Origin of the sequence: Pseudoalteromonas sp. SG43-3 (assembly GCF_014164385.1) — a bacterium.
GTDB classification, from domain to species: domain Bacteria; phylum Pseudomonadota; class Gammaproteobacteria; order Enterobacterales; family Alteromonadaceae; genus Pseudoalteromonas; species Pseudoalteromonas distincta.
The window spans coordinates 114,335-135,402 of sequence record NZ_JACJFC010000011.1 but is presented as its reverse complement, the minus strand read 5'-3'; the positions used below and the strand labels follow the sequence as shown (position 1 = coordinate 135,402).

Annotated in this window: 14 protein-coding genes; 10 read left to right on the top strand and 4 right to left on the bottom strand. The window is 39.8% G+C overall.

Going from position 1 to position 21,068, the window contains the following annotated elements; translation table 11 throughout:
- Positions 1-8: 8 nt before the first annotated feature.
- From malQ to rluF, 9 genes are all read left to right on the top strand, one after another.
- Positions 9-2,003, top strand: a complete 1,995-nt coding sequence (malQ, locus tag H5157_RS12235; protein WP_182724766.1) for a 4-alpha-glucanotransferase — start codon at positions 9-11, stop codon at positions 2,001-2,003.
- Positions 2,004-4,211, top strand: a complete 2,208-nt coding sequence (gene glgB, locus H5157_RS12230) for a 1,4-alpha-glucan branching protein GlgB (RefSeq protein ID WP_182724765.1) — start codon at positions 2,004-2,006, stop codon at positions 4,209-4,211.
- Positions 4,204-6,267 (top strand): glycogen debranching protein GlgX, encoded by a 2,064-nt coding sequence (gene glgX / locus H5157_RS12225; protein WP_182724764.1) that lies wholly within the window; start codon positions 4,204-4,206, stop codon positions 6,265-6,267. Before glgB ends, glgX begins: the two co-directional genes overlap by 8 nt.
- A complete protein-coding gene (locus tag H5157_RS12220; RefSeq protein WP_182724763.1) occupies positions 6,260-8,797 on the top strand; it encodes a glycogen/starch/alpha-glucan phosphorylase in 2,538 nt (845 codons plus the stop codon). Before glgX ends, H5157_RS12220 begins: the two co-directional genes overlap by 8 nt.
- A 14-nt stretch (positions 8,798-8,811) precedes the next feature.
- Positions 8,812-10,113 (top strand): glucose-1-phosphate adenylyltransferase, encoded by a 1,302-nt coding sequence (gene glgC, locus H5157_RS12215; protein ID WP_002958601.1) that lies wholly within the window; start codon positions 8,812-8,814, stop codon positions 10,111-10,113.
- 80 nt (positions 10,114-10,193) lie between these two features.
- Positions 10,194-11,729, top strand: coding sequence for a glycogen synthase (locus tag H5157_RS12210; protein ID WP_182724762.1), 1,536 nt, complete (start codon positions 10,194-10,196; stop codon positions 11,727-11,729).
- Between the two features lie 89 nt (positions 11,730-11,818).
- Entirely contained in the window at positions 11,819-13,033 is a 1,215-nt protein-coding gene (locus H5157_RS12205; RefSeq protein ID WP_182724761.1) for an EAL and HDOD domain-containing protein, read from the top strand.
- Positions 13,034-13,063: 30 nt separating this feature from the next.
- Positions 13,064-14,134, top strand: coding sequence for a DUF418 domain-containing protein (locus tag H5157_RS12200; RefSeq protein ID WP_182724776.1), 1,071 nt, complete (start codon positions 13,064-13,066; stop codon positions 14,132-14,134).
- An 86-nt stretch (positions 14,135-14,220) separates the two neighbouring features.
- Entirely contained in the window at positions 14,221-15,246 is a 1,026-nt protein-coding gene (gene rluF, locus H5157_RS12195) for a 23S rRNA pseudouridine(2604) synthase RluF (protein WP_182724760.1), read from the top strand.
- Positions 15,247-15,268: 22 nt separating this feature from the next.
- On the opposite strand, the gene H5157_RS12190 is transcribed toward rluF, so the two are convergent.
- A complete protein-coding gene (locus tag H5157_RS12190) occupies positions 15,269-15,853 on the bottom strand; it encodes a hypothetical protein (RefSeq protein ID WP_182694919.1) in 585 nt (194 codons plus the stop codon).
- Between the two features lie 62 nt (positions 15,854-15,915).
- The gene (locus tag H5157_RS12185) at positions 15,916-16,170 is read right to left on the bottom strand and encodes a MetJ regulator of methionine regulon (protein WP_182724759.1); all 255 of its coding nucleotides are present in this window, start codon (positions 16,168-16,170) and stop codon (positions 15,916-15,918) included.
- 242 nt (positions 16,171-16,412) lie between these two features.
- Between H5157_RS12185 and H5157_RS12180 the strand changes: the two genes are divergently transcribed.
- The gene (locus H5157_RS12180) at positions 16,413-16,745 is read left to right on the top strand and encodes a PBPRA1643 family SWIM/SEC-C metal-binding motif protein (protein WP_182694918.1); all 333 of its coding nucleotides are present in this window, start codon (positions 16,413-16,415) and stop codon (positions 16,743-16,745) included.
- 110 nt (positions 16,746-16,855) lie between these two features.
- On the opposite strand, the gene H5157_RS12175 is transcribed toward H5157_RS12180, so the two are convergent.
- Together H5157_RS12175 and H5157_RS12170 are read right to left on the bottom strand one after the other, a co-directional pair.
- Positions 16,856-19,924, bottom strand: a complete 3,069-nt coding sequence (locus H5157_RS12175; protein ID WP_182724758.1) for an efflux RND transporter permease subunit — start codon at positions 19,922-19,924, stop codon at positions 16,856-16,858.
- 2 nt (positions 19,925-19,926) lie between these two features.
- Positions 19,927-21,009, bottom strand: a complete 1,083-nt coding sequence (locus H5157_RS12170) for an efflux RND transporter periplasmic adaptor subunit (RefSeq protein ID WP_170071433.1) — start codon at positions 21,007-21,009, stop codon at positions 19,927-19,929.
- Between the last annotated feature and the right edge of the window lie 59 nt (positions 21,010-21,068).

Here is a 21,068-nt window from a genome sequence, read left to right as displayed (position 1 = left end):
GCGATTCAATGGATGCTCTTTCGCAGTTGTTTTACCTGCATGGTATTGGCTTTGAATTCACTAAGTATACAGGTGAACAGGTATTTTTTAGCGAAGAAACGCGTAAACGTGCTTTGCAATGTTGTGGTGTTGATACAAATAATAAAGCAGGAATAGCTCAACTAACTTATGATTTAGATGCATCGCTTTGGCTTGATTTAGTACCTAGTGTGAGTTTAGTTGAGCAAACTGCATGTTTGTTAAAGCTTCGTATAGATGAACGTCAGCAATATTTAGCCGCTAATATCGATGTCCCTTCACTTGGAATGCATTTAGCATTTGATAACCTTTATAACTTGGCTGTCACTGGTGAATATTACTTGCATGGCGTTCGCTATATTGAGCTGGCACTACCCATTGGTAATATGCCAATTGGCTATCATGACGCTAATGTTCAGGTAGGTGAGCAACACGCTATTACACAAATTTGGTGCGTGCCTGAGCAAGTCTATCAAGTGGGAGACACAAAGCGCACTGGATTATCTATTCAGCTTTACACATTAAAAAATAGAGCGAATTTTGGTATTGGCGACTTTGACGATTTATTAGCGCTTACAAAACTATGCATCTCCCAGAACATGGATTATATATTACTTAATCCACTGCATTTGTTATTTGCTGATATGCCAGAGCGAGCCAGTCCTTATAGCCCTAATAGTCGCGCTTTATTAAATCCTCTTTATATTTCTATCGTACTAAGCGAAGACGCAATAAATAACGAAAACCTTGACGCCATTATGCAGCAAGATGATGTCGCTGCACTTATTAAAAGTAATGATCAGTTTATAGATTATGAAAATGTAAGCCGTATAAAGTATACGTTATTTGAAGCGCTTTATAATCAGTTTGAATTAACGGCAAGTGATGAGCGTCGCCAAGCGTTTACTGATTTTTGTAATGCTCACTCTACTACGTTAAATACCCTCGAATCAGATAACCTAACATTTGCTTATTACCTGCAATGGCAAGCGCATATGCAACTTGCACTGTGTCAAAAAAGTTGCGCAGAGAGAGGCATGGCTATTGGCTTAATAAACGACTTAGCTGTTGGTTGTGCTGGCGATGGGGCTGAATTTAAAAACCAGCAATCGCTGTTTAGCCAAGGTGCAAGTGTAGGCGCTCCACCCGATCCATGGGCTGAAGCAGGTCAAAATTGGGGCCTCCCAGCCCTCAATCCCCAAAGCCTTAGTAATAATCACTACCAATTTTACCGCTCGCTCATTCGCGCAAACATGCAAAACGTAGGTGGGCTTCGAATTGACCACGTAATGGCTATTAGGCGCCTATGGTGGTGCTTTGAAAGCAATGGCGAACAAGACGGCTGTTATGTTTACTATCCGTTTGAGCATTTACTTGCCATTTTAAAAATTGAATCGCATATTAATCAGAGTATTGTTATTGGTGAAGATTTAGGCATCGTACCGCCAGAGGTTAGGGAAGCTTTGGCATCTAGCGGTATTTTTTCCAACAGCTTATTTTATTTTGAGAAACAACACAGTGGAGAGTTTTTATCGGTAGATGAGCTAGCAACACATTGTTTGTTAATGATAGCCAATCACGATGTTCCTCCATTTACAGGCTGGTGGCAACATGATGATTTAGATATTAAGCAACAATATAAGCTTATAACTTGCAATGAATACGAGCAACTAAAGCAACAGCGAATAGAAGAGCAACAAAGGTTACTACGTTTTATTAATCACCATGGCAATACAACTGAGCTTTTATTACATAGTGAAGCTGTGACTGTTTATAGCGCACTTGCATTGTGTTTAGCAGGCTCTCAATCGCGTTTATTTGCAATACAAATAGATGACTTAGATGAGCAAAAGTATCCGGTTAATATCCCCGGGACAGATAAAGAATATCCTAATTGGCGACGTGTATTAACGCATACCAGTGAAGAAATTTTTACCAAAAATGCCTCACTTTTAGCTGCTATCGATTCAATAAGGAAAGGTTAAATGAGCAGTACAACTAATGAAAATAGTTATGATGCACAAGTACACGCATTAAATATAGGGCGATTTAAAGACCCATTTAGCTTCTTAGGGGCACATAAAACGGATGCTGAGGTTGAAATTCGTTTTTATCTACCTTGTGCAATAAGCGTAAGTGTTACATTAAATAATAAAAGTATTAAGGCGAAACGCTACCAGCAAAGTGACTTATTTATAGCCAAAGTTGATGCTTTGCCCACTGCGCCATATGAATGCATTGCTCAGTACACAGATAGCAGCGTTACCTTTTATGATGAATACAGTTTCCAAAGCACACTTGATGCAGAGGCAATGTATTTATTTAACGAAGGCAGTCTTGAACATGCTTACTCGCATTTTGGTGCACATTTTAGTACTCAACAAAACGTAGACGGTGTACGTTTTTGTGTATGGGCGCCTAATGCGGCAAGTGTCTCTATTATTGGTGAGTTTAACTTTTGGCAAGCGAATCGCCACTTTATGCGCTTTCATCCTGCAAGTGGTGTATGGGAGTTATTTGTACCAGGCCTTAAAGCTGACATGTGCTACAAATTTTCAATTACCGCGCAAAGTGGAGAGGTGCTCGAAAAAGCCGACCCTTATGCATTTAAAATGCAACAAGCACCTGGCACTGCAAGTGTACTGCAGTATAAACCAGAACCTATAAAGCTTGGCGAGCAGGCTCTTCAAAACAGACAAAAGCGTAACCATATAGATGCACCAATTAGTATTTATGAAGTGCATTTAGGCTCATGGCAACGGGCTGAAAACAACCGCTATTTAAGTTACACAGAGCTTGCCGATAAACTCGTTAGCTATGCCCTTGAAATGAATTTTACTCACCTGCAACTTATGCCAATAAGTGAATACCCGTTTGATGGTTCGTGGGGGTATCAGCCTGTTGGATTATTTGCACCTACCAGCCGCTTTGGCGACTACAACAGCTTTAAATACTTTGTAGAGCAGTGCCACAAAGCTAATTTAGGTATTTTGCTTGATTGGGTACCAGGGCATTTTCCAAGCGATCTGCATGGCTTACATCGATTTGATGGCACCCATTTATATGAGCATGCTGATAAGCGCCAAGGGTTTCATCCTGATTGGAATACCTACATTTATAACTACGACCGTCCTGAAGTTAAAAGCTTTTTAATATCAAATGCTATGTATTGGCTACATCAATTTGGTTTAGATGGCCTGCGTGTAGATGCCGTAGCTTCTATGTTGTATTTAGATTACAGCCGAAAAGAAGGCGAGTGGGTTGCTAATTGTTACGGCGGGCGTGAAAACTTAGGTGCAATTGAGTGCCTAAAGCAAGTCAATATGCGCAGCTATAAAAACAACCCAGGCATTATGATGGTGGCTGAGGAGTCGACAGCATGGCCGGGTGTCACCCAAAGTGTTGAGCACAACGGTTTAGGCTTTGGTTATAAGTGGAACATGGGTTGGATGAACGATAGTTTGCATTACATGCAGCACGACCCTTTATATCGTCAGCATCATCATCATGAAATGACTTTTTCGATGGTATACGCGTTTAGCGAAAACTATATATTGCCATTAAGCCACGATGAGGTAGTACATGGTAAAGGCTCGTTAATTGAAAAAATGCCAGGCGATGATTGGCAAAAATTTGCAAATTTACGCGCTTATTACGCATTTATGTGGGCACACCCGGGTAAAAAACTCTTATTTATGGGCGGTGAAATCGCACAGCGAAAAGAGTGGGGGCACGATCATTCTATCGATTGGCATTTACTTGAGCACCAAAGCCACAGCGGTATAAAGCACACCGTAAAAGCGCTCAATACCGTTTATAAAACCCAACCCGCGTTGTATGAGCTTGATTCGAGCGCGGCTGGTTTTACTTGGATAGATAACAATAATAATCAGCAGAGCATTTTAAGCTTTGTTCGCTATGCTAAAAACGCAAAAAACTTTGTGGTTGTTATTGCTAATTTTACCCCCGCGTCCTATGAAAACTACGTTATTGGCGTACCGAGTAAAGGGCGTTACAAGGTCATTGTAAATACAGACGATACTCAGTTTTTTGGCTCTGGCGTTGAGGTAACTAAAGATTCTTCGCTGATAGTTCAGGCAATAAACGAATCAAATCATGGTTTTAAACACAGTATTTCAATTGCCATTGGTGGCTTAACTACTATTTATTTACAAAAGGTTGATGATGAGTAACCGATTTGATGTAGCACCCGGTAATGTAGAACCACTTGGCTCTAGTGTTATTGATAATGGGGTCAACTTCGCGCTTTATGCGCCTGGGGCGAGCCAAGCTTATGTATGCCTGTTTGATAAAAGTGGCCATTCAGAAATACTAAAAATGGCGATGAATATCAACGAAGGGGGTATTTGGAGTATTCATATTTCGCCATTAAACGCCGGTGCGCTTTATGGTTTTAGAGTTGAGGGTGAATATAACCCTAAAAATGGTCAACTGTTTAACGAAAATAAGCTGCTGATAGACCCATATGCAAAAGACTTGTTTGGTGAGTTTACTTGGAGTGAACGCCATTACGGGCAAATGCCAATCGGTACTAAAAGCACTGTAAATAATGCGATTGATATACCTAAATCAAAAGTAGCGGCTCCTACGTTGTATAGGCATAAAAAGCCTAACCACCGTTGGTCAAACACGGTTATTTATGAGTGCCATGTGAAAGGTACAACGTGTCGTCATCCTAAAATACCTAAACCTCTACAAGGGAAGTTTTTAGGGTTAAGCCACCCAAGCTTTATTGAACACTTACAAAGCTTTGGTGTTACAGCCGTTGAGCTTTTGCCTGTTCATTCTTTTATTAGTGAGCAATTTTTAACAGGGAAAGGTTTGCAAAACTACTGGGGTTACAACACGCTTAACTTTTTTACGCCCCATAAAGACTATTTGGTAAACGACGATATAAACGAGTTTAAGCAAATGGTGCAAGAGTTCCATGCTGCAGACATAGAAGTCATATTAGATGTTGTTTACAACCATACAGCTGAAGCAGGGGCGGATGGCCCTATACTATCGCTTAGAGGCTTTGATAACTTAGCCTATTACCGCACAGTAGAGGGGCAGCCTGACGTATATATAAACGATACCGGCTGTGGTAATACCATAAATATTGACCACCCTAAAACACTGCAACTTGTACTTGATAGCCTTCGTTATTGGGTTGAAGTAATGGGAGTTGATGGTTTTAGGTTTGATTTAGCGACCATTTTAGGCCGCTCAAAAGCAGGCTTTAGCTCCGCACATACTTTTTTACAAGTAGTTGCCCAAGACCCTGTGCTTAACAAAGTTAAGTTAATAAGTGAGCCTTGGGATATAGGCCCAGGTGGTTATCAGCTTGGTGCATTCCCGCCGCCATGGCGAGAATGGAACGATCAATACCGCGATGTAATTAGACGTTTTTGGCAAAGTGAAACAGGCATTATTGCAAGCGTTGCAAAACGTTTGCATGGATCGTTTGATATTTTTGAGCACAGCCAACGTGGGCCGCTCAATAGTATTAATTTCATAACGAGTCATGATGGTTTTACCCTTGCCGATTTAGTGAGTTATGAGCATAAACATAACGAAGCTAATGGCGAGCAAAATCGAGATGGGCACAGTGCAAATCATTCGTTTAACTGTGGGGTAGAAGGTTTTACCAGCGACTCTAAAATAAACGCACTGCGCTTACAGCAACAAAAGAACTTTTTACTTACTTTAATTCTCTCAAAAGGTGTTCCAATGATTGCCGCTGGCAGCGAAATGGCGCACTCGCAAGGGGGGAATAACAATGCTTATTGCCAAAATAATCGCACTAGTTGGCTTGCCTGGAAAGATTCTCAACTTAATCATTCGTTAACACGATTTATTGATGATGCATTAAAAATTAGACGTGCGCACAGTGCGTTTAAACACAGTGTATTTTTAGATGATATAGACGAGCGTTTTACCGTTAAGTGGTTTACCGAACAAGGTAAAACCATGACTGATGCTCACTGGCATGAAGATACCAGGCAGTTTTTAATGTATAGCTTACTTGATAAGCAAAACAATCATGCATTGCTGATTGTATTTAATGCCAGTGAAAAAACAATTTTTTGTCAAATGCCCCCATCGCCAATTAATGCGCCGTGGCAAATGATTCTATCAAGTGTACATAATGCATCTGTGAGCAGTAATGAAGATGCGATGGTTGAAATTTCAGCACAAAGTAGTTGGGTTTTTAGTGCCAATTTAGAGGATGTTAGTCATGGTTAAACAAAGTGATCAAGTGTGTGTAGTAAAGGGCTGGCAAGAAGGTCCTGTTATTGATGAAAGTACGCTTAAAGATGACTTAACACGGCATTTTTATTATACCCTCGGCCGAGATAAGGTGGGGGAATCGCAGCATTATTTGTATCACGCATTAGCGCTTACTATTCGCGACAGACTTGTGGCCCGCTGCAGAGAAACGAATCAACAAATTAAGCAAGAGAAACGCCGCAAAACGGCTTACCTTTCTCTTGAGTTTTTGATGGGGCGTGCGCTAGGTAATGCTGTTTTAAATCTAGATTTAGATGAAAAAGTAAGCTCAGCACTACAAGAGTACTGCACAACAATAGAAACAATTGAAGACGCCGAGCACGACGCTGGCCTAGGAAATGGCGGGCTAGGGCGCCTTGCAGCTTGCTTTTTAGATAGCTGTGCTAGTTTAGCGTTGCCTGTTATTGGCTATGGCCTACGATACGAATACGGCATGTTTAATCAATCGATTAAAGATGGTAACCAAATTGAGCAACCAGATAACTGGCTACGTGAAGGACATCCATGGGAGCTAAGCGCACCAGAGCATGCAAAACGTGTGAAGTTTGGTGGCTATGTGCAAAGTTACACAGATAAATTTGGCAGAGAGCACCGTCAATGGATGGGCTCACAAGATGTATTAGCTGTACCGTACGATGTACCTGTCCCTGGTTATAAAAACAATATCGTAAATACACTACGTCTGTGGAAATCAGAGGCAACAGATGAATTTAATTTAACCGAATTTAATGCGGGCAGTTACTCAGAAGCCGTAGCACAAAAAAATCTAGCTGAACAAATTACCATGGTGCTGTATCCAAACGACAGCAGCGAAAATGGTAAAGAGCTTAGATTGCGCCAACAATACTTTTTATCATCGGCGAGTATTCAAGACGTAGTAGACCAATGGGTTTCCCAACATGGCGAGAGCTTTAGTGACTTTGCTGATTTTCATGTTTTTCAGTTAAACGACACGCACCCAAGTATTGCTGTTGCAGAGCTAATGCGTATTTTAATTGATGATTACGAATTAGATTGGAACGATGCTTGGCAAATCACAACTAAAACAATGGCCTATACAAATCATACGCTACTTCCTGAAGCGCTTGAAAAATGGTCTGTTTCGTTGTTTTCAAAATTATTGCCACGTATTTTAGAAATAGTTTACGAGATAAATGCACGCTTTTTAGCACAAGTTGCACAGCAATGGCCGGGAGATGTTGAAAAGCAACGTGCATTGTCACTGATTGAAGAGGGTGATGAGCCGCAAATTCGTATGGCTTATTTAGCTATTGTAGGTAGTTACTCTGTAAATGGCGTAGCAGCACTTCATACTGAACTGTTAAAAGCGGGATTATTTAAAGAATTTTATGCACTGTGGCCAGATAAGTTTAATAACAAAACAAATGGTGTAACGCCTCGTCGATGGCTTGCGCATTGTAATCCAGTATTAAGTGAATTAATTGGTGAAAAAATTGGCCATGATTGGGTTAAAAACTTTTCAAAAATTAGTGACCTACGTCGTTTTTATGACGACAAGGCATTTCATGAGCAGTGGCAAAATGCTAAACGTGAAAACAAACAACGTTTAGTTGATTTAGTTAAGGCGCGCTGCGATATCGATTTTGATGTATCAATGATGTTTGACGTACAAGTAAAACGTATCCACGAATACAAACGTCAGCTATTAAACATACTTCATGTGATTCATTTATATGACCGTATTCGCCGTGGGGATACCCAAGGGCTTGTTCCTCGTTGTGTTCTATTAGGTGGTAAAGCAGCGCCGGGTTATTACATGGCTAAAAAAATTATTAAGCTTATTAATAACGTGGCAGAGGTTATAAATAAAGACCCTCAAGCTGCGCCATATTTACGCGTCGCCTTTTTGCCTAATTACAACGTAACTGCAATGGAAGTTATTTGTCCTGCAACTGATCTCTCAGAGCAAGTATCTACCGCAGGCAAAGAAGCGTCTGGTACTGGCAACATGAAATTTATGATGAATGGTGCATTGACAATAGGTACGCTGGATGGCGCAAACATTGAAATTAGAGATGCTGTTGGTGCTGATAACTTCTTTTTGTTTGGCGCACAAGCGCACGAAATTGACGATATTAAATCACGTTATAATCCAGAGCATTTAATATCGCAAAATAGCGATTTAAAGAATGTGATGCAATTACTCGAGAGCGGGCATTTTAATTTATTTGAACCATGCTTATTTGACGACATAACAAATGCAATTAAGAGCCCGCACGATCCATGGCTTGTTGCTCACGATTTTGAAAGTTATGTAGCAGCTCAAAAAGAAGTTGATAAAGCTTACGCAGATCAGACCTACTGGACACAAATGAGTATTTTAAATACAGCAGCCAGTGGTATGTTTTCAAGTGACAGAACCATAAGCCAATACAGTGAAGATATTTGGCATTTAGAACCCCTCAATATTAGTGAAACAGACTTAACGACAACTAAAAGCCATGCCACTAACAGCCTAGACTAAATGGAGAGAGTATTATGCCTAATTATGCAAATCGCTACATAAGTAGCCTAACCAGAGAAACTTACGCGTTAATACTGGCAGGCGGTCGCGGTTCTCGCCTGCATGAGTTAACCGATTGGCGAGCAAAGCCAGCAGTTTACTTTGGTGGTAAACATCGAATTATCGATTTTCCACTATCAAACTGCATTAACTCGGGTGTGAGACGTGTTGGTATTGCTACACAATATAAATCACATTCATTAATACGCCATGTAAACCGCGCATGGGGGCACTTTAAAAAAGAGCTAGGAGAGTCGGTTGAAATACTACCTGCATCTCAGCGCCAAGGTGATGATTGGTATTGTGGAACCGCAGATGCTGTTTTTCAAAACATAGATATTATTCGTCACGAGCTTCCTAAATATGTGATGATTTTGTCTGGAGATCATGTATACCGTATGGACTATGGTGCTTTATTGGCTGAACATGTGCAAAAAGGCGCAGATATGACTGTGTGTTGTATTGAAGTCCCAGTAGAGGAAGCCGCAGACACGTTTGGTGTAATGACCGTTGATGAAGAAAATAGAGTGTGTCGTTTTGATGAAAAACCAGCAATGCCGAGCTCCGTACCCGGCAAGCCAGGTACATGTTTAGCATCAATGGGGAACTACATTTTTAATACTGAATTTTTGTTTGAGCAACTTAAAAAAGATTCTGAAAATGAAGGCTCTGGACGCGATTTTGGTCACGATATTATTCCAGCGATTATAGAAGAGCATAATGTGTTTGCCTTCCCATTTAGAGATCCAAACCAAGAAGGGCAACCTTATTGGCGAGATGTAGGTACGCTTGATTCGTTCTGGGAAGCTAATATGGAACTGGTAATGCCAGAACCACAACTTGATTTATACGATCCAACGTGGCCAATATGGACTTATCAAGAGCAACTACCACCTGCTAAGTTTATTTTTGATGATGAAGATAGACGTGGTATGGCTTTAGACTCAACAGTCTCGGGTGGGTGTATTATTTCGGGCTCTGCGGTTAGAAAATCCCTGTTGTTTTCTAACGTTCACGTTCGCTCATTTTGTACCATTGAGCAGTCGGTTATTTTACCCGGTGCGGTTATAAACCGAGGTTGTAAAATTAAACGCGCAATAATAGATAGAAGCTGTGAAATACCGGCAGGTCTTGAAATAGGTTTTGACAAAAAAACAGATGAAGAAAACGGCTTTAGGGTATCTAAAAAAGGTATCGTTCTTGTTACACGTGATATGCTCACTGAGCTTGCAAAAAAGTTAGAACGCCAAGCGCGAGAAAATAAAAAGCTTGCGTAACAAAAAGTTAGATAAGCACGACAACATAGCTTGCTCATTTGTGAGCAAGCTCACACAGGTTTAAAGGAAATAATAAATTAATGCATGTATTAATGGTTGCAGCAGAAAATGACGCGTTACCAGGCGCAAAAGTAGGCGGTGTGGCAGATGTAGTACGCGATGCACCTAAGGCTCTCGCAAAGCAAGGTATAACGGTTGATGTTGTTATTCCTGATTACGGGTTTGAGCCGCTTGAGCGTATTTATATAGGTGAAGTAACTGTTGCATTTAATGCTCAACCCCATGTATTAACCATTTTTAAAGTACAACAAGCCGAAAATAATGTAAGCCAAATTGTTATTAGCCACCCGTTATTTAGTGAATCAGGCAGTGTATATTGTAATGATGCACCGGGGAGGCCTTTTGCAACTGATGCGACTAAATTTGCTCTATTTAACGCAGCCGTCTGCGAAGCGTTATTACAAGGTGTATTAAAGCGCCCTACAGCGTTGCATTTACATGATTGGCACAGTGCCTGCGTTGCAGTTTTACTTAAGTTTGAGCCACGTTATAGCTCACTTAATACCTTACCTATTGCCTTCACAGTGCATAATATTGCACTGCAAGGGATAAGGCCTTTCAAACATGATGATTCAAGCTTAGAGGCGTGGTTTCCATCACTTAGTTATAATGGCCAGCAATTATGCGACCCGCGTTACCCTCATTGTTTTAATCCTATGCGCAGTGCAATAAATCTATGCGATAAAATACATGTTGTATCGCCAACATATAGCCAAGAGGTTCTCGAACCTAGTAATTACGAACATGGTTTTTTTGGTGGCGAAGGGCTTGAGCAAGATCTGCAAAATGCAGCAAGCCAAGGCAAGCTTGTTGGTATTTTAAATGGCTGCGAATATCCAAGCAATGCACTTGAAGGAGCAACTCTCGCTGATTTTTATAGCCAAGCTGAGAGTACTTTATTTACTTGGATGGCAATTAGCGAGCAGTTACAAAGTGGCTACTATATTGCCCACCAACGACTACAGCAATTTAAAGCAACGGTTAATAACGGTCCATTAGTGACAAGCGTTGGCCGTCTTACTGAGCAAAAAGTGTTGTTATTGTGCCAGCAGGTTAATGGGGTTTTAGCTATTGATAAAGTGTGCCAATTAATTAATGAGCATAACGGCAGACTTATTATTCTCGGCTCGGGTCACAAAGAGCTCGAAAGTATATTTACCAAAGCAATGGCGCGTAATTCCAATCTTTTATTTTTAAAGGGGTATGGGCAAGGTGTTGGCGATTTAATGTATCAATTAGGTGACTTATTTTTAATGCCAAGCTCGTTTGAACCGTGTGGTATTAGCCAAATGCTAGCAATGCGAGCGGGGCAACCGTGTTTAGTACACAGTGTTGGCGGATTAAAAGATACTGTTAAACACCACGAAAATGGTTTTAGCTTTAATGGAGACACGTTGGCAACGCAAACGCGTAATTTAATTAGCTGTTTAGACGAAACTCTCTTAATTAAAAAGCAAAATCCTAAAAGATGGCATAAAATTAAGCACAGCGCAGAGCAAATGCGTTTTTCGTGGCCACAAGTGGCAACTGATTATATAACAACCTTATACCGGTAAATCGTTTCTGTACTTTAAAGTTTAGTGACAAATCTACCTGCTTAGGGTTTAATTACTTAGTATTATATAAAAGCTAAGAAGTAGGTAATGTGTCTGTATTTGTTGCAAGGCAAGCAATATTCAATCGAAGTAAAAAAGTAGTAGCCTATGAGCTACTTTTTCATGATAGTCCAAAAAATTATTTTCCAGATATTGCAGAAGGCCAAGCAACAGCAAGGCTTATTATGGAAAATCAATTAAATTTAGGTACACGCCATATTACATCAGGCAAAAAAGCGCTTATAAATATAGGACCTGAATCATTAAAACTCGATTTATGTGCTTTCTTACCATGCCAAGACGTTGTGATTGAGTTGCTCGAAACCATAGAACCTACCGACGACAACTATGAGCTATGCCGAGGTTTATTTCATAGTAACTACAAACTCGCGCTCGATGATTTTGTATATAAACCACAATGGGATCGTTTTCTAAAGCTTGTGAAGCTCATTAAATTTGATATTGCAATTACACCTCTTAGCGAAATACAGCCCATAGTTACTAAGTTACAAGCGCATAAACAAATAAAAATACTAGCCGAAAAAATAGAAACACAAGAAGACTATGAGCTTGCCTTTGATATGGGGTTTGATTATTTTCAAGGCTATTTTTTTGCAAAGCCTACCATGATCAAGCAAAACGACATTGATTATAATTATGGTTTAGTCGTCGCTATTTACGCAGAAATAATGAAGCAAAGCCCTGACATTAAAACAATCGCAAGCCTGTTTGAGCTAGATGCTGCACTCGCATATAAGTTACTGAGATTAATAAACAGCGGTGTGTTTCCTATACAAAGCCAAATATCGTCATTAAAGCAAGCGCTCGTGTATTTAGGACACGAACGCCTTAAAAAGTTTGTGAGCCTTATTGTTACTGCTCATACAGCGGGTAAAAAACCTGCAGAGCTAATGCAAGTGTGTGTTGTACGTGCTCGTTTTTGTGAGCTTGTGGCAAAAAAGGTTAATAAAAGTCAGTCAGGCGAAGCATTTTTAACAGGATTATTTTCACTGCTAGATGCAATCCTTGATCAACCAATGAGCTTGCTTGTTGAAAAGCTACCTTTCCCTGATGAAATAAAAACGGCATTATTAGGGGACAAAAACACACTTTATTATATTTTAAACGTTGTTAAAGCATATGAAACAGGAAGCTGGTGGGCACTTGAACAAGCTGTACTTTTGTTGAATATAGACAGTGCTATACTACCTCCACTTTACCAGCAGTCAGTCGATTGGGCTGACAGTTATAAGAATAATATTTAACGGATAATAGCTTTAATGCGCAATTATAATATGGACTTTATTCGCGGCGTTGCCGTGCTTGGCCTTGTTTACATGAATGCTTACGCCTTCGGCATTTTTGAATATGGGTATTCCTCCTTAACTACTCCTCCTGTTAGCGACTCAATTATTCACACCCTTAGCAGCGTGTTTGTAGACGGGCGTTTTAGAACGCTGTTTAGTTTGCTTTTTGGTGCTGGGCTTTACATTCAGTGGCAACGTTACAAGTCTGAAGTGCAAATAAAAAGCAGGCTCTATTGGTTAATCCTCTTTGGTTTAGCGCATGGTTTTTTACTTTGGGCCGGTGATATTTTATTTGTTTACGGTGTATCTGGATGGTTTGTTATTAAATATTTAGAAAGTGATAGCAACGTACTTTTAAAAAGAGGGTTTGCATTTACCTTGTTGTCGGCTGTGGTTACCTTACTTGTTATATCTAGCGTACCCGATGAAATAATTTACCGCGATACAGCACAGTTTATTGAATTATATAACCCACACTATATTGATTACTTTATTAGTAACCTTGCTATGAACACGTTAATGCTTGTTATGGTGCCAATAATGACAATGTGGATGTGCGTGGGCCTTATGCTCATTGGCATTTATTTATATAAACAAGACGTTTTTAGTAAAGGCTTAACGACTCAGCAATTAATAGTTTGCGGTGCAATGACCCTTGTTTTTTGTGGAATCAGGCTTTATGCATCACAGCTTAATGGCAGCTTAGGATATGGGGTGCAAGAATTTATAAATATGTTTGCGGCGCTAGGTATGGCTACGCTGTATATTCATTTAATTGTTAAATTTTGCAATAACAGCGCACACGTTGGCACGCTTATTCAACAAGCGGGGCGCTTAGCATTTACTTTATATATTAGCCAAACACTCATACAATTATTGTTATATAAAGTGCTATTTACGCACTGGGTGCTCAATTTTGATCGTATTGACTACTGGTTAGTTGCAACGGCATTAGTTGCACTGCAGCTCATATTTACCTTTATATACAGCCGCTATTTTAACCAAGGCCCGCTTGAATTTGTATGGCGTAAATTAACGAAAGCAAAAATTAATGCTTAAACACCTATAAATTTTAAATTAGGGGCGAAAAAATAGTGTGGGTGGTTTACACTACTCGCCTTAAAAATTACTACGCTATAAGTGCCATGACCGAATTAAAACGTTTAAATAAATTTATTAGTGAAACAGGATTTTGTTCACGCCGCGAAGCCGATAAATATATTGAGCAAGGTCGTGTCAGCGTTAATGGCTACTCACCTGAAATGGGCGTAAAAGTTGCTGCTACCGATGTTGTATTAATTGATGGTAAGCCACTTAAAGCCACACCAAAGCGCGTTTATATCGCTTACAATAAACCAGTTGGTATTACGTGTACTACCGAAAGTAAAATTCAAAGTAATATTATTCGCGCGGTAAATTATCCTACGCGTATATTTCCAATAGGGCGTTTAGATAGACCTTCTGAAGGGCTTATATTTTTAACTAACGAAGGCGACATCGTTAATAAAATTTTGCGTGCGGGTAATAACCACGAAAAAGAATATGTTGTTACGGTTGATAAACCGCTTAATCGTCAGTTTGTTACAAAAATGGCCAATGGCGTGCCTATTTTAGATACGGTGACTAAAAAGTGTAAAGTGACACAAACTGCCCCTAAAGAATTTAAAATAGTACTTACACAAGGTTTAAACCGCCAAATACGCCGTATGTGTGAATATTTAGGTTACGAAGTGGTGACGTTAAAGCGCACTCGTATAATGAACGTAACACTAAAAGGTTTAAAGGTAGGGCAGTGGCGTCATTTATCTGATACTGAAATGGCGCAAATAAACGACTCGATTTCTGACTCAGGTAAAACTCAAGAACATTCGCTTGATGCTAATAAACAATCAGAAAATAATACGCCGTCGATTCCTAAAAAGCGTGATTTTCAGGGTGAAAATCCTCGCCGTTTTAATAAAGGCGAACAAAGTGGCGAGCGTAGTACTGAGCGAAATTCAAGTCGCAACTCTGATCGCAGTAATGCTAATGGCGAGCGCAAAAATGAGCGCAGTAAAGCACCTTATCAAAAGCGTTCTACCACGTATGTTGGTAAGCCAAAAAGTATTAAAGAGAACAAGTCGTCACAGTCAAAACCTAGCTCGGGGCGTACCCTTAGCTTAAAAAAATAATCTGCACCTAAGTGGTATTCTACTACCACTGTATTTCTTGTACTATATTACCAAGTGGGCTTGTAACGCCCACTAAATTTATATTGTTATTTTGTAAAGTCACCAATTTATTCTTATCTAAATACCATCTAAAAGTGTATTTTCTGTAGTTCTGTAAACTAAGCACAGTTAGCGTTGCACAACTGTACTCATAATCATTTGGGCAACTACCTACCTCGAGTAATTGATGCTCTTGCTGCCATATATTATTGCTGTATTTATTGGCCCATAATTTCACAGAAATACAAACTGACGTCCATAACCATAAGTAAATTAAAATAGGCAAAAACAGTGGTATAAATGCGCTGCGGAACTTCCCATGCTCAGCAATATAATTTTTAACTGTATGTTTAAATTCAAAGTTATTATTGTATTTTTTATATAGATGTCTTAATAAAACAACCGACAACACTATCGCCGTTATTGGAAATAACGTAAATGTTAAGGTGTTATATATACTGTTGGGGATAAAAGCGGGGTCGGCTTGTTCATCCCATGCAAGTAAAACCAGCGGAGGTGCTGTTACTAAGAGTAATATGGCGCTGTTGAAGAGTTGCTTAAAGGTCAAAGGGTATTCACTTATAAAATGTTGCTTGTATAAAGCCCAAATTAGCGCTTAATATTTCGCTATTAAATGCTAAAGCCAATATAAAATAAGAGTATACCTAAATAAACAGCAATCGCCGATAACGAGTTTTTAGAGCGCAGGCGCTTAACAAGGTCGCGTGTGCCATCAAACATACCGGAAATAACCAGTAGTATGCCCCCTGTAAAACGGTAGTTGTTTAAGTTCACGTTACCATTATCGTCAGTTATAAAGCGTAGATAACCAAAAAGTATAAAAAGGCTGCCCGCTATTAGTACTGCAATTTTAAAGTTTTCCAAGGCTTTTCCATAATATTGAGTTAGATATTAAAACGCCACTGAGTCTAGCTAGTATAATTTTACTATATTTCGAATTCAAATTTTGCCTAAATCCATTAAATGTCCTCATTATGTCGCTATATTAGGCGTATATACGCTAAAGCTTGATTTATATTGTGCATTAGCAAGTACACCTTAGTTATATGTTGGGTAAGCTGTTAAGATGCGCCGTCTTAATAATGTAGAAAGGTTATAGAAGTAACATGTCAAAATTTTTCTTTATGGGTAAGCCCGACATAATGGGTAAAAATAACAGTAATGGATTTGCGCCAAATCGTACCGCAAAGCCAGGCACAGAGTTACACCCGTTAACGCTAATTGTAAACTCAGCTGAACGACAATCAGAAATAGAAGCCATATTAGAAGAGCATTCGCTGTTTGCTTCAATTGAAGTTAAAGCAGACGTACCAGAAGATATTCGCGAACTAGACTTTGCGCTTAGTAAATCAACACCACAAGTATTTGATAAAGTACCAGAGCGTAACGCACCTTGTGTATGTGGTAGTGGCAAAAAATATAAAAAGTGTTGCGGTTAGTTTCTTAACAACTAAATATGTAGCCTTTCTTTTTTTATCGGTATTAAATAAAAATGCCACAGGATTTTGAGCCTGTGGCATTTTTTAATGTTAACCAATTATATGTTTAACTACTTACGTGGCTCGTAATCAATTCTAAATATCACGGTGTACAGTACCGGTACTACAATTAGAGTCAAAATTGTAGCAAAGCCCAAACCAAACATAATTGTTACCGCCATTGATTGAAAAAACACGTCAAATAACAGCGGGATCATACCCAAAATAGTAGTTATAGCTGCCATTGCAACTGGTCGTACACGGCTCACACCAGAGTCAAACACGGCTTCATAGGGCGATTTACCTTCCCTTAATTCAAGGTTTATTTGATCAACTAATACAATACCGTTTTTAATTAGCATACCGCTTAAGCTTAACAAACCAAGTAGCCCCATAAAACTAAACGGAGCATTCATAGCTAACAAGCCCGCGCTTACACCAATAATAGCCAACGGCACAGTTGCCCAAATCACAAGTGGTTGCTTAAGCGAGTTAAAAAGTAATACGGTTACTGCAAACATCGCTAAGTAACCCAGTGGTAATGAGCCAAATATTGCTTTTTGAGCCTTGCTTGAAGATTCAAACTCGCCGCCCCATTCCAGTTCGTAACCGCGCGGTAATTCCATGTTTTCTATTGGTCCGCGAATACGTGCAAATAGTTTAGCAGGGGTTTCATCTCCTAATACATCGTGATCGGCCATAATCGTAATTGTACGTTTGCGATCGCGGCGCATTATTAGGCTGTCTTCCCACTGCACATCAAATTCGTCTACAACTTGAGTCACTGGTACAAATACCCCCAATACTGGGCTGTATATTTGTAGGTCGTGTACGCTTTCTACGTTTAAGCGCTCGTTAGCAGGAGATCGTGCAATAATAGGCAGCAACTGCGTGCCATCGCGATATACGCCCACTTGTTTACCCGATAAACTTGTTAGTAATACATTGTCTAAGTCAGATTTACTAATACCTAAGCGGCGTGCTTTTTGCTCGTTAAACTGCGGGCGAATCATTTTAGTACGTGCACGCCAGTCATCACGAATATTGTACGCGCCATCGTCGTTACCAATAAGTTCTTCAGCTTTAGCAGCCAATTGTCTTAAAATAACAGGATCAGGGCCTGAAAAACGCGCTTCTATTTTTGCATCAGTAGAGGGGCCGATTTCCATTGGCTTAATTTTAAGCTGTGCAGAGAGTGCATGATTATTTGAGTAATCACGTACAGTTTGCATTACAGTCGCTACGGCTTCTCTGTCGGCAACACGAATAATTAATTGGCCGTACGCGGGGTATGATTTTTCTGGCGCGTAGGTAAGCATAAAGCGCGGTGCACCTTGGCCTGTTGTACTTGTTACTTCTTCAACAAGGTCTTCTTTTTGTAAAAACTCTTCAAGTTTTTTAACGCCCTCTATGGTTGAGCGAATATCAGATCCTTGCTCTTGCCAGTAATCTACATAAAACATAGGTGTATTAGAGGCAGGAAAAAACGACTGTTTTACTGAGCCAAAACCAACAACCGCTGTACACAGTAAAACAACCATTAATATAAGCGTGGTTTTTCTAAAGTGCAGCGCTAAATCTAAAATCGCTTTGTAACCGTTAAAAATAAAACCTTTGTATGGGTCTTCATCTTCTTGGCCTTCTTCGTTTTTAAATTCGTTTTCTTTAAACATTAAATTGGCAAAAAATGGCGTTAGCGTTATGGCTGTTATCCAGCTTAATAAAAGCGAAATAAACAACACCCAAAACAAGCTACCGGCAAATTCACCACTGGCATCAGAGCTTAAACCAATTGGCGCAAATGCAGTGACTGCAATAACTGTTGCACCTAGTAAGGGCCATTTTGTTTGCTCAACAATATTAACCGCCGCTTTGAGTTTTGTTTGCCCACGTTTAAGGTTGATTAGTATCCCTTCGGTTACAACTATTGCGTTATCAACCAGCATCCCAAGAGCAATAATAAGTGCTCCAAGTGATATACGCTGTAAATCGATGGCAAACAACTTCATAAATATAAACGTACCCAGTACAGTAAGCAGTAAAATACCACCAATTAAAATACCGCTTTTTAAACCCATAAATAACAGCAGTACTACAATAACTATCGCAATGGCTTCAAGTAAGCTGATAATAAAACCATCAACCGACTTTTGAACCTCTTGTGGTTGGTTGTATACCGAATTTATGTCAATACCATGAGGGCGTTGATACTCAAGTGAGGCTAAGTGATCGTCAATGTGTTTACCCACATCAACTACGTTAACTCCCGACATAAACGACACGCCAATAAGCAAAGCTTGCTGAGAATTATAACGAATAACATTGTTAGGTACTTCTGCGTACTCTCTGTAAACCTTTGCTACATCGCCTAAGTAAATAAGCTCATTGGCACCTGATTTTGAAATTAATAAGGTTTCGAGCTCTTTTACATCTTTAAATTCGCCAGTAGGGTGCAAGCGAATTGACTCATCGCCCACACGAATTTTACCCGCGTTAGATACCGTGTTTTGCGATTGCAATAACTGGAATATATGGCTTGGCGCAATACCTAATTGAGCAAGTTTACGCGTAGAAACTTCAACCATTACTTGCGCTTGTTGTTGCCCCGCAACGGTTACTTTACTAACGCCTTTAACCAATACCAGCTCACGCTTTAAAAAATCGACGTAATCTTTAAGCTCATCATACGAGTAGCCATCACCGGTTACCGAATACATAACACCGTAAACATCGGCAAAGTCATCTAAAATAGTACTTGGATAAACGCCGCTGGGAAGCGAAGGGGAGAGGTCGTTAATTTTTCGACGCATTTCATCCCAAATTTGGCGAAGCTGCTCTTTACGATAATTGCTTTTCATCTCAACTGAGATTTGCGACTTACCGTTAGATGAAATAGAGGTAACGTAATCAACATAAGGGAGTTGCTGAATCGCGTTTTCAATCGGAAAAGTAACTTCTTCTTCAACTTGCTGCGGCGAAGCGCCAGGGTACATGGTAATAACCATGGCTTTTTTAAGCGTAAACTCAGGGTCTTCTAGTTGCCCTAAATCAAAATACGATACACTACCGCCAATTAATAGAAGCAGCGTAAACATCCAACTGATTACTTTTTTCTCTATGGAGAGTTGTGCAAAGCTCATAATTATAAGCCTCGCTCTTTATTCCATGCTCTTACTTTCATGCCTTCTTTTAGTGAATGCACACCGGCCGAAACTACAATTTGGCCTTCTTTAATACCGCTTAATACTTCAATACCATCGCGGTGCAACTGGCCAACCTTTACAGCTTGTTTATGCACTTGGCTAGTTTTTGAATCAAAAAGCCATACGTAGGCGTTATCTTCAATTGATTCTTGCGGCTCAGAAAACACCGACTCGATAGGTAGTATTGTGTAAGCAACTTGCGAGCGCGTTACTTTACTTAAATCAATAAGCACGCTACCTGTCATACCTGCGAGTAAATTAAAGTCCTCAGGTACTGGTAGCGAAAATACAACCTTATAAGTAAGTGTTGCAGGATCTGCTTGGGTATCCCACTCTTTAATATCAAGTATGTACTCTTTATCGTCAAAGCCATCAAACTTTACAGTAGGGTGGTAATCAGTGCCTTTTTTAAAGCGAGCGACTATTTTTTCAGGAACCTGAATTTCTACGTCCATTAAATCGCGTGTTTCTAAGCGTAATATATTTTGTTTTGCTTGAATATTTTCAAAGTTTTTAACAAATACTTTTGCGACCGTGCCTGAAAATGGCGCGCGTAGCTCGCTGTACTCAAGGTTTGTTTGTGCAATTTTAAATGCAGATTCGGCAATTTGCATATTAGCAGTGGCTTCATCTAATTCTGATTGGCTGGTGATTTTTTTCTCAAACAATTGCTCAATACGGCCAAGTTGTGACTTTGCAAGCTCAAAGCGTGCTTTACGTTCGTCAAACTGTAACTGAAAATCTTCTGGGTCTAGTTTTGCTAATAAATCACCTTTTTCAACGTGTTCACCAGCAAGCACAGGGAACTTAACAAGTTCGCCGTTTACCCTAAAAGCTAGGTAAGAGCCTTGGTTTGCAACAACCTCAGCAGGAAAGCTGCGAATGTTAGTTTGCGTATCATGACCTATGTTGAATAATTTAACAGGGCGAATAGGCTCTTCTTTAACTTGTTGTTCTGGCTCAGAACAGGCTATTAAGCTAAGTAAGGTCGTTGTTAATAAACATAGACGAAAGAGTTTCATGTCTTCTCCGTTGCAATGATGGCAAAATAATTAAGTGCAGCATACGCTGCAAACATATA

Coding starts and splice junctions, on each gene's coding strand:
- H5157_RS12200 (WP_182724776.1), top strand. CDS start 13,064: ATGGACTTTATTCGCGGCGTTGCCGTGCTTGGCCTTGTTTACATGAAT.
- H5157_RS12210 (WP_182724762.1), top strand. CDS start 10,194: ATGCATGTATTAATGGTTGCAGCAGAAAATGACGCGTTACCAGGCGCA.
- H5157_RS12220 (WP_182724763.1), top strand. CDS start 6,260: ATGGTTAAACAAAGTGATCAAGTGTGTGTAGTAAAGGGCTGGCAAGAA.
- glgB (WP_182724765.1), top strand. CDS start 2,004: ATGAGCAGTACAACTAATGAAAATAGTTATGATGCACAAGTACACGCA.
- H5157_RS12175 (WP_182724758.1), bottom strand. CDS start 19,924: ATGAGCTTTGCACAACTCTCCATAGAGAAAAAAGTAATCAGTTGGATG.
- glgC (WP_002958601.1), top strand. CDS start 8,812: ATGCCTAATTATGCAAATCGCTACATAAGTAGCCTAACCAGAGAAACT.
- rluF (WP_182724760.1), top strand. CDS start 14,221: ATGACCGAATTAAAACGTTTAAATAAATTTATTAGTGAAACAGGATTT.
- glgX (WP_182724764.1), top strand. CDS start 4,204: ATGAGTAACCGATTTGATGTAGCACCCGGTAATGTAGAACCACTTGGC.
- H5157_RS12170 (WP_170071433.1), bottom strand. CDS start 21,009: ATGAAACTCTTTCGTCTATGTTTATTAACAACGACCTTACTTAGCTTA.
- H5157_RS12180 (WP_182694918.1), top strand. CDS start 16,413: ATGTCAAAATTTTTCTTTATGGGTAAGCCCGACATAATGGGTAAAAAT.
- malQ (WP_182724766.1), top strand. CDS start 9: ATGGATGCTCTTTCGCAGTTGTTTTACCTGCATGGTATTGGCTTTGAA.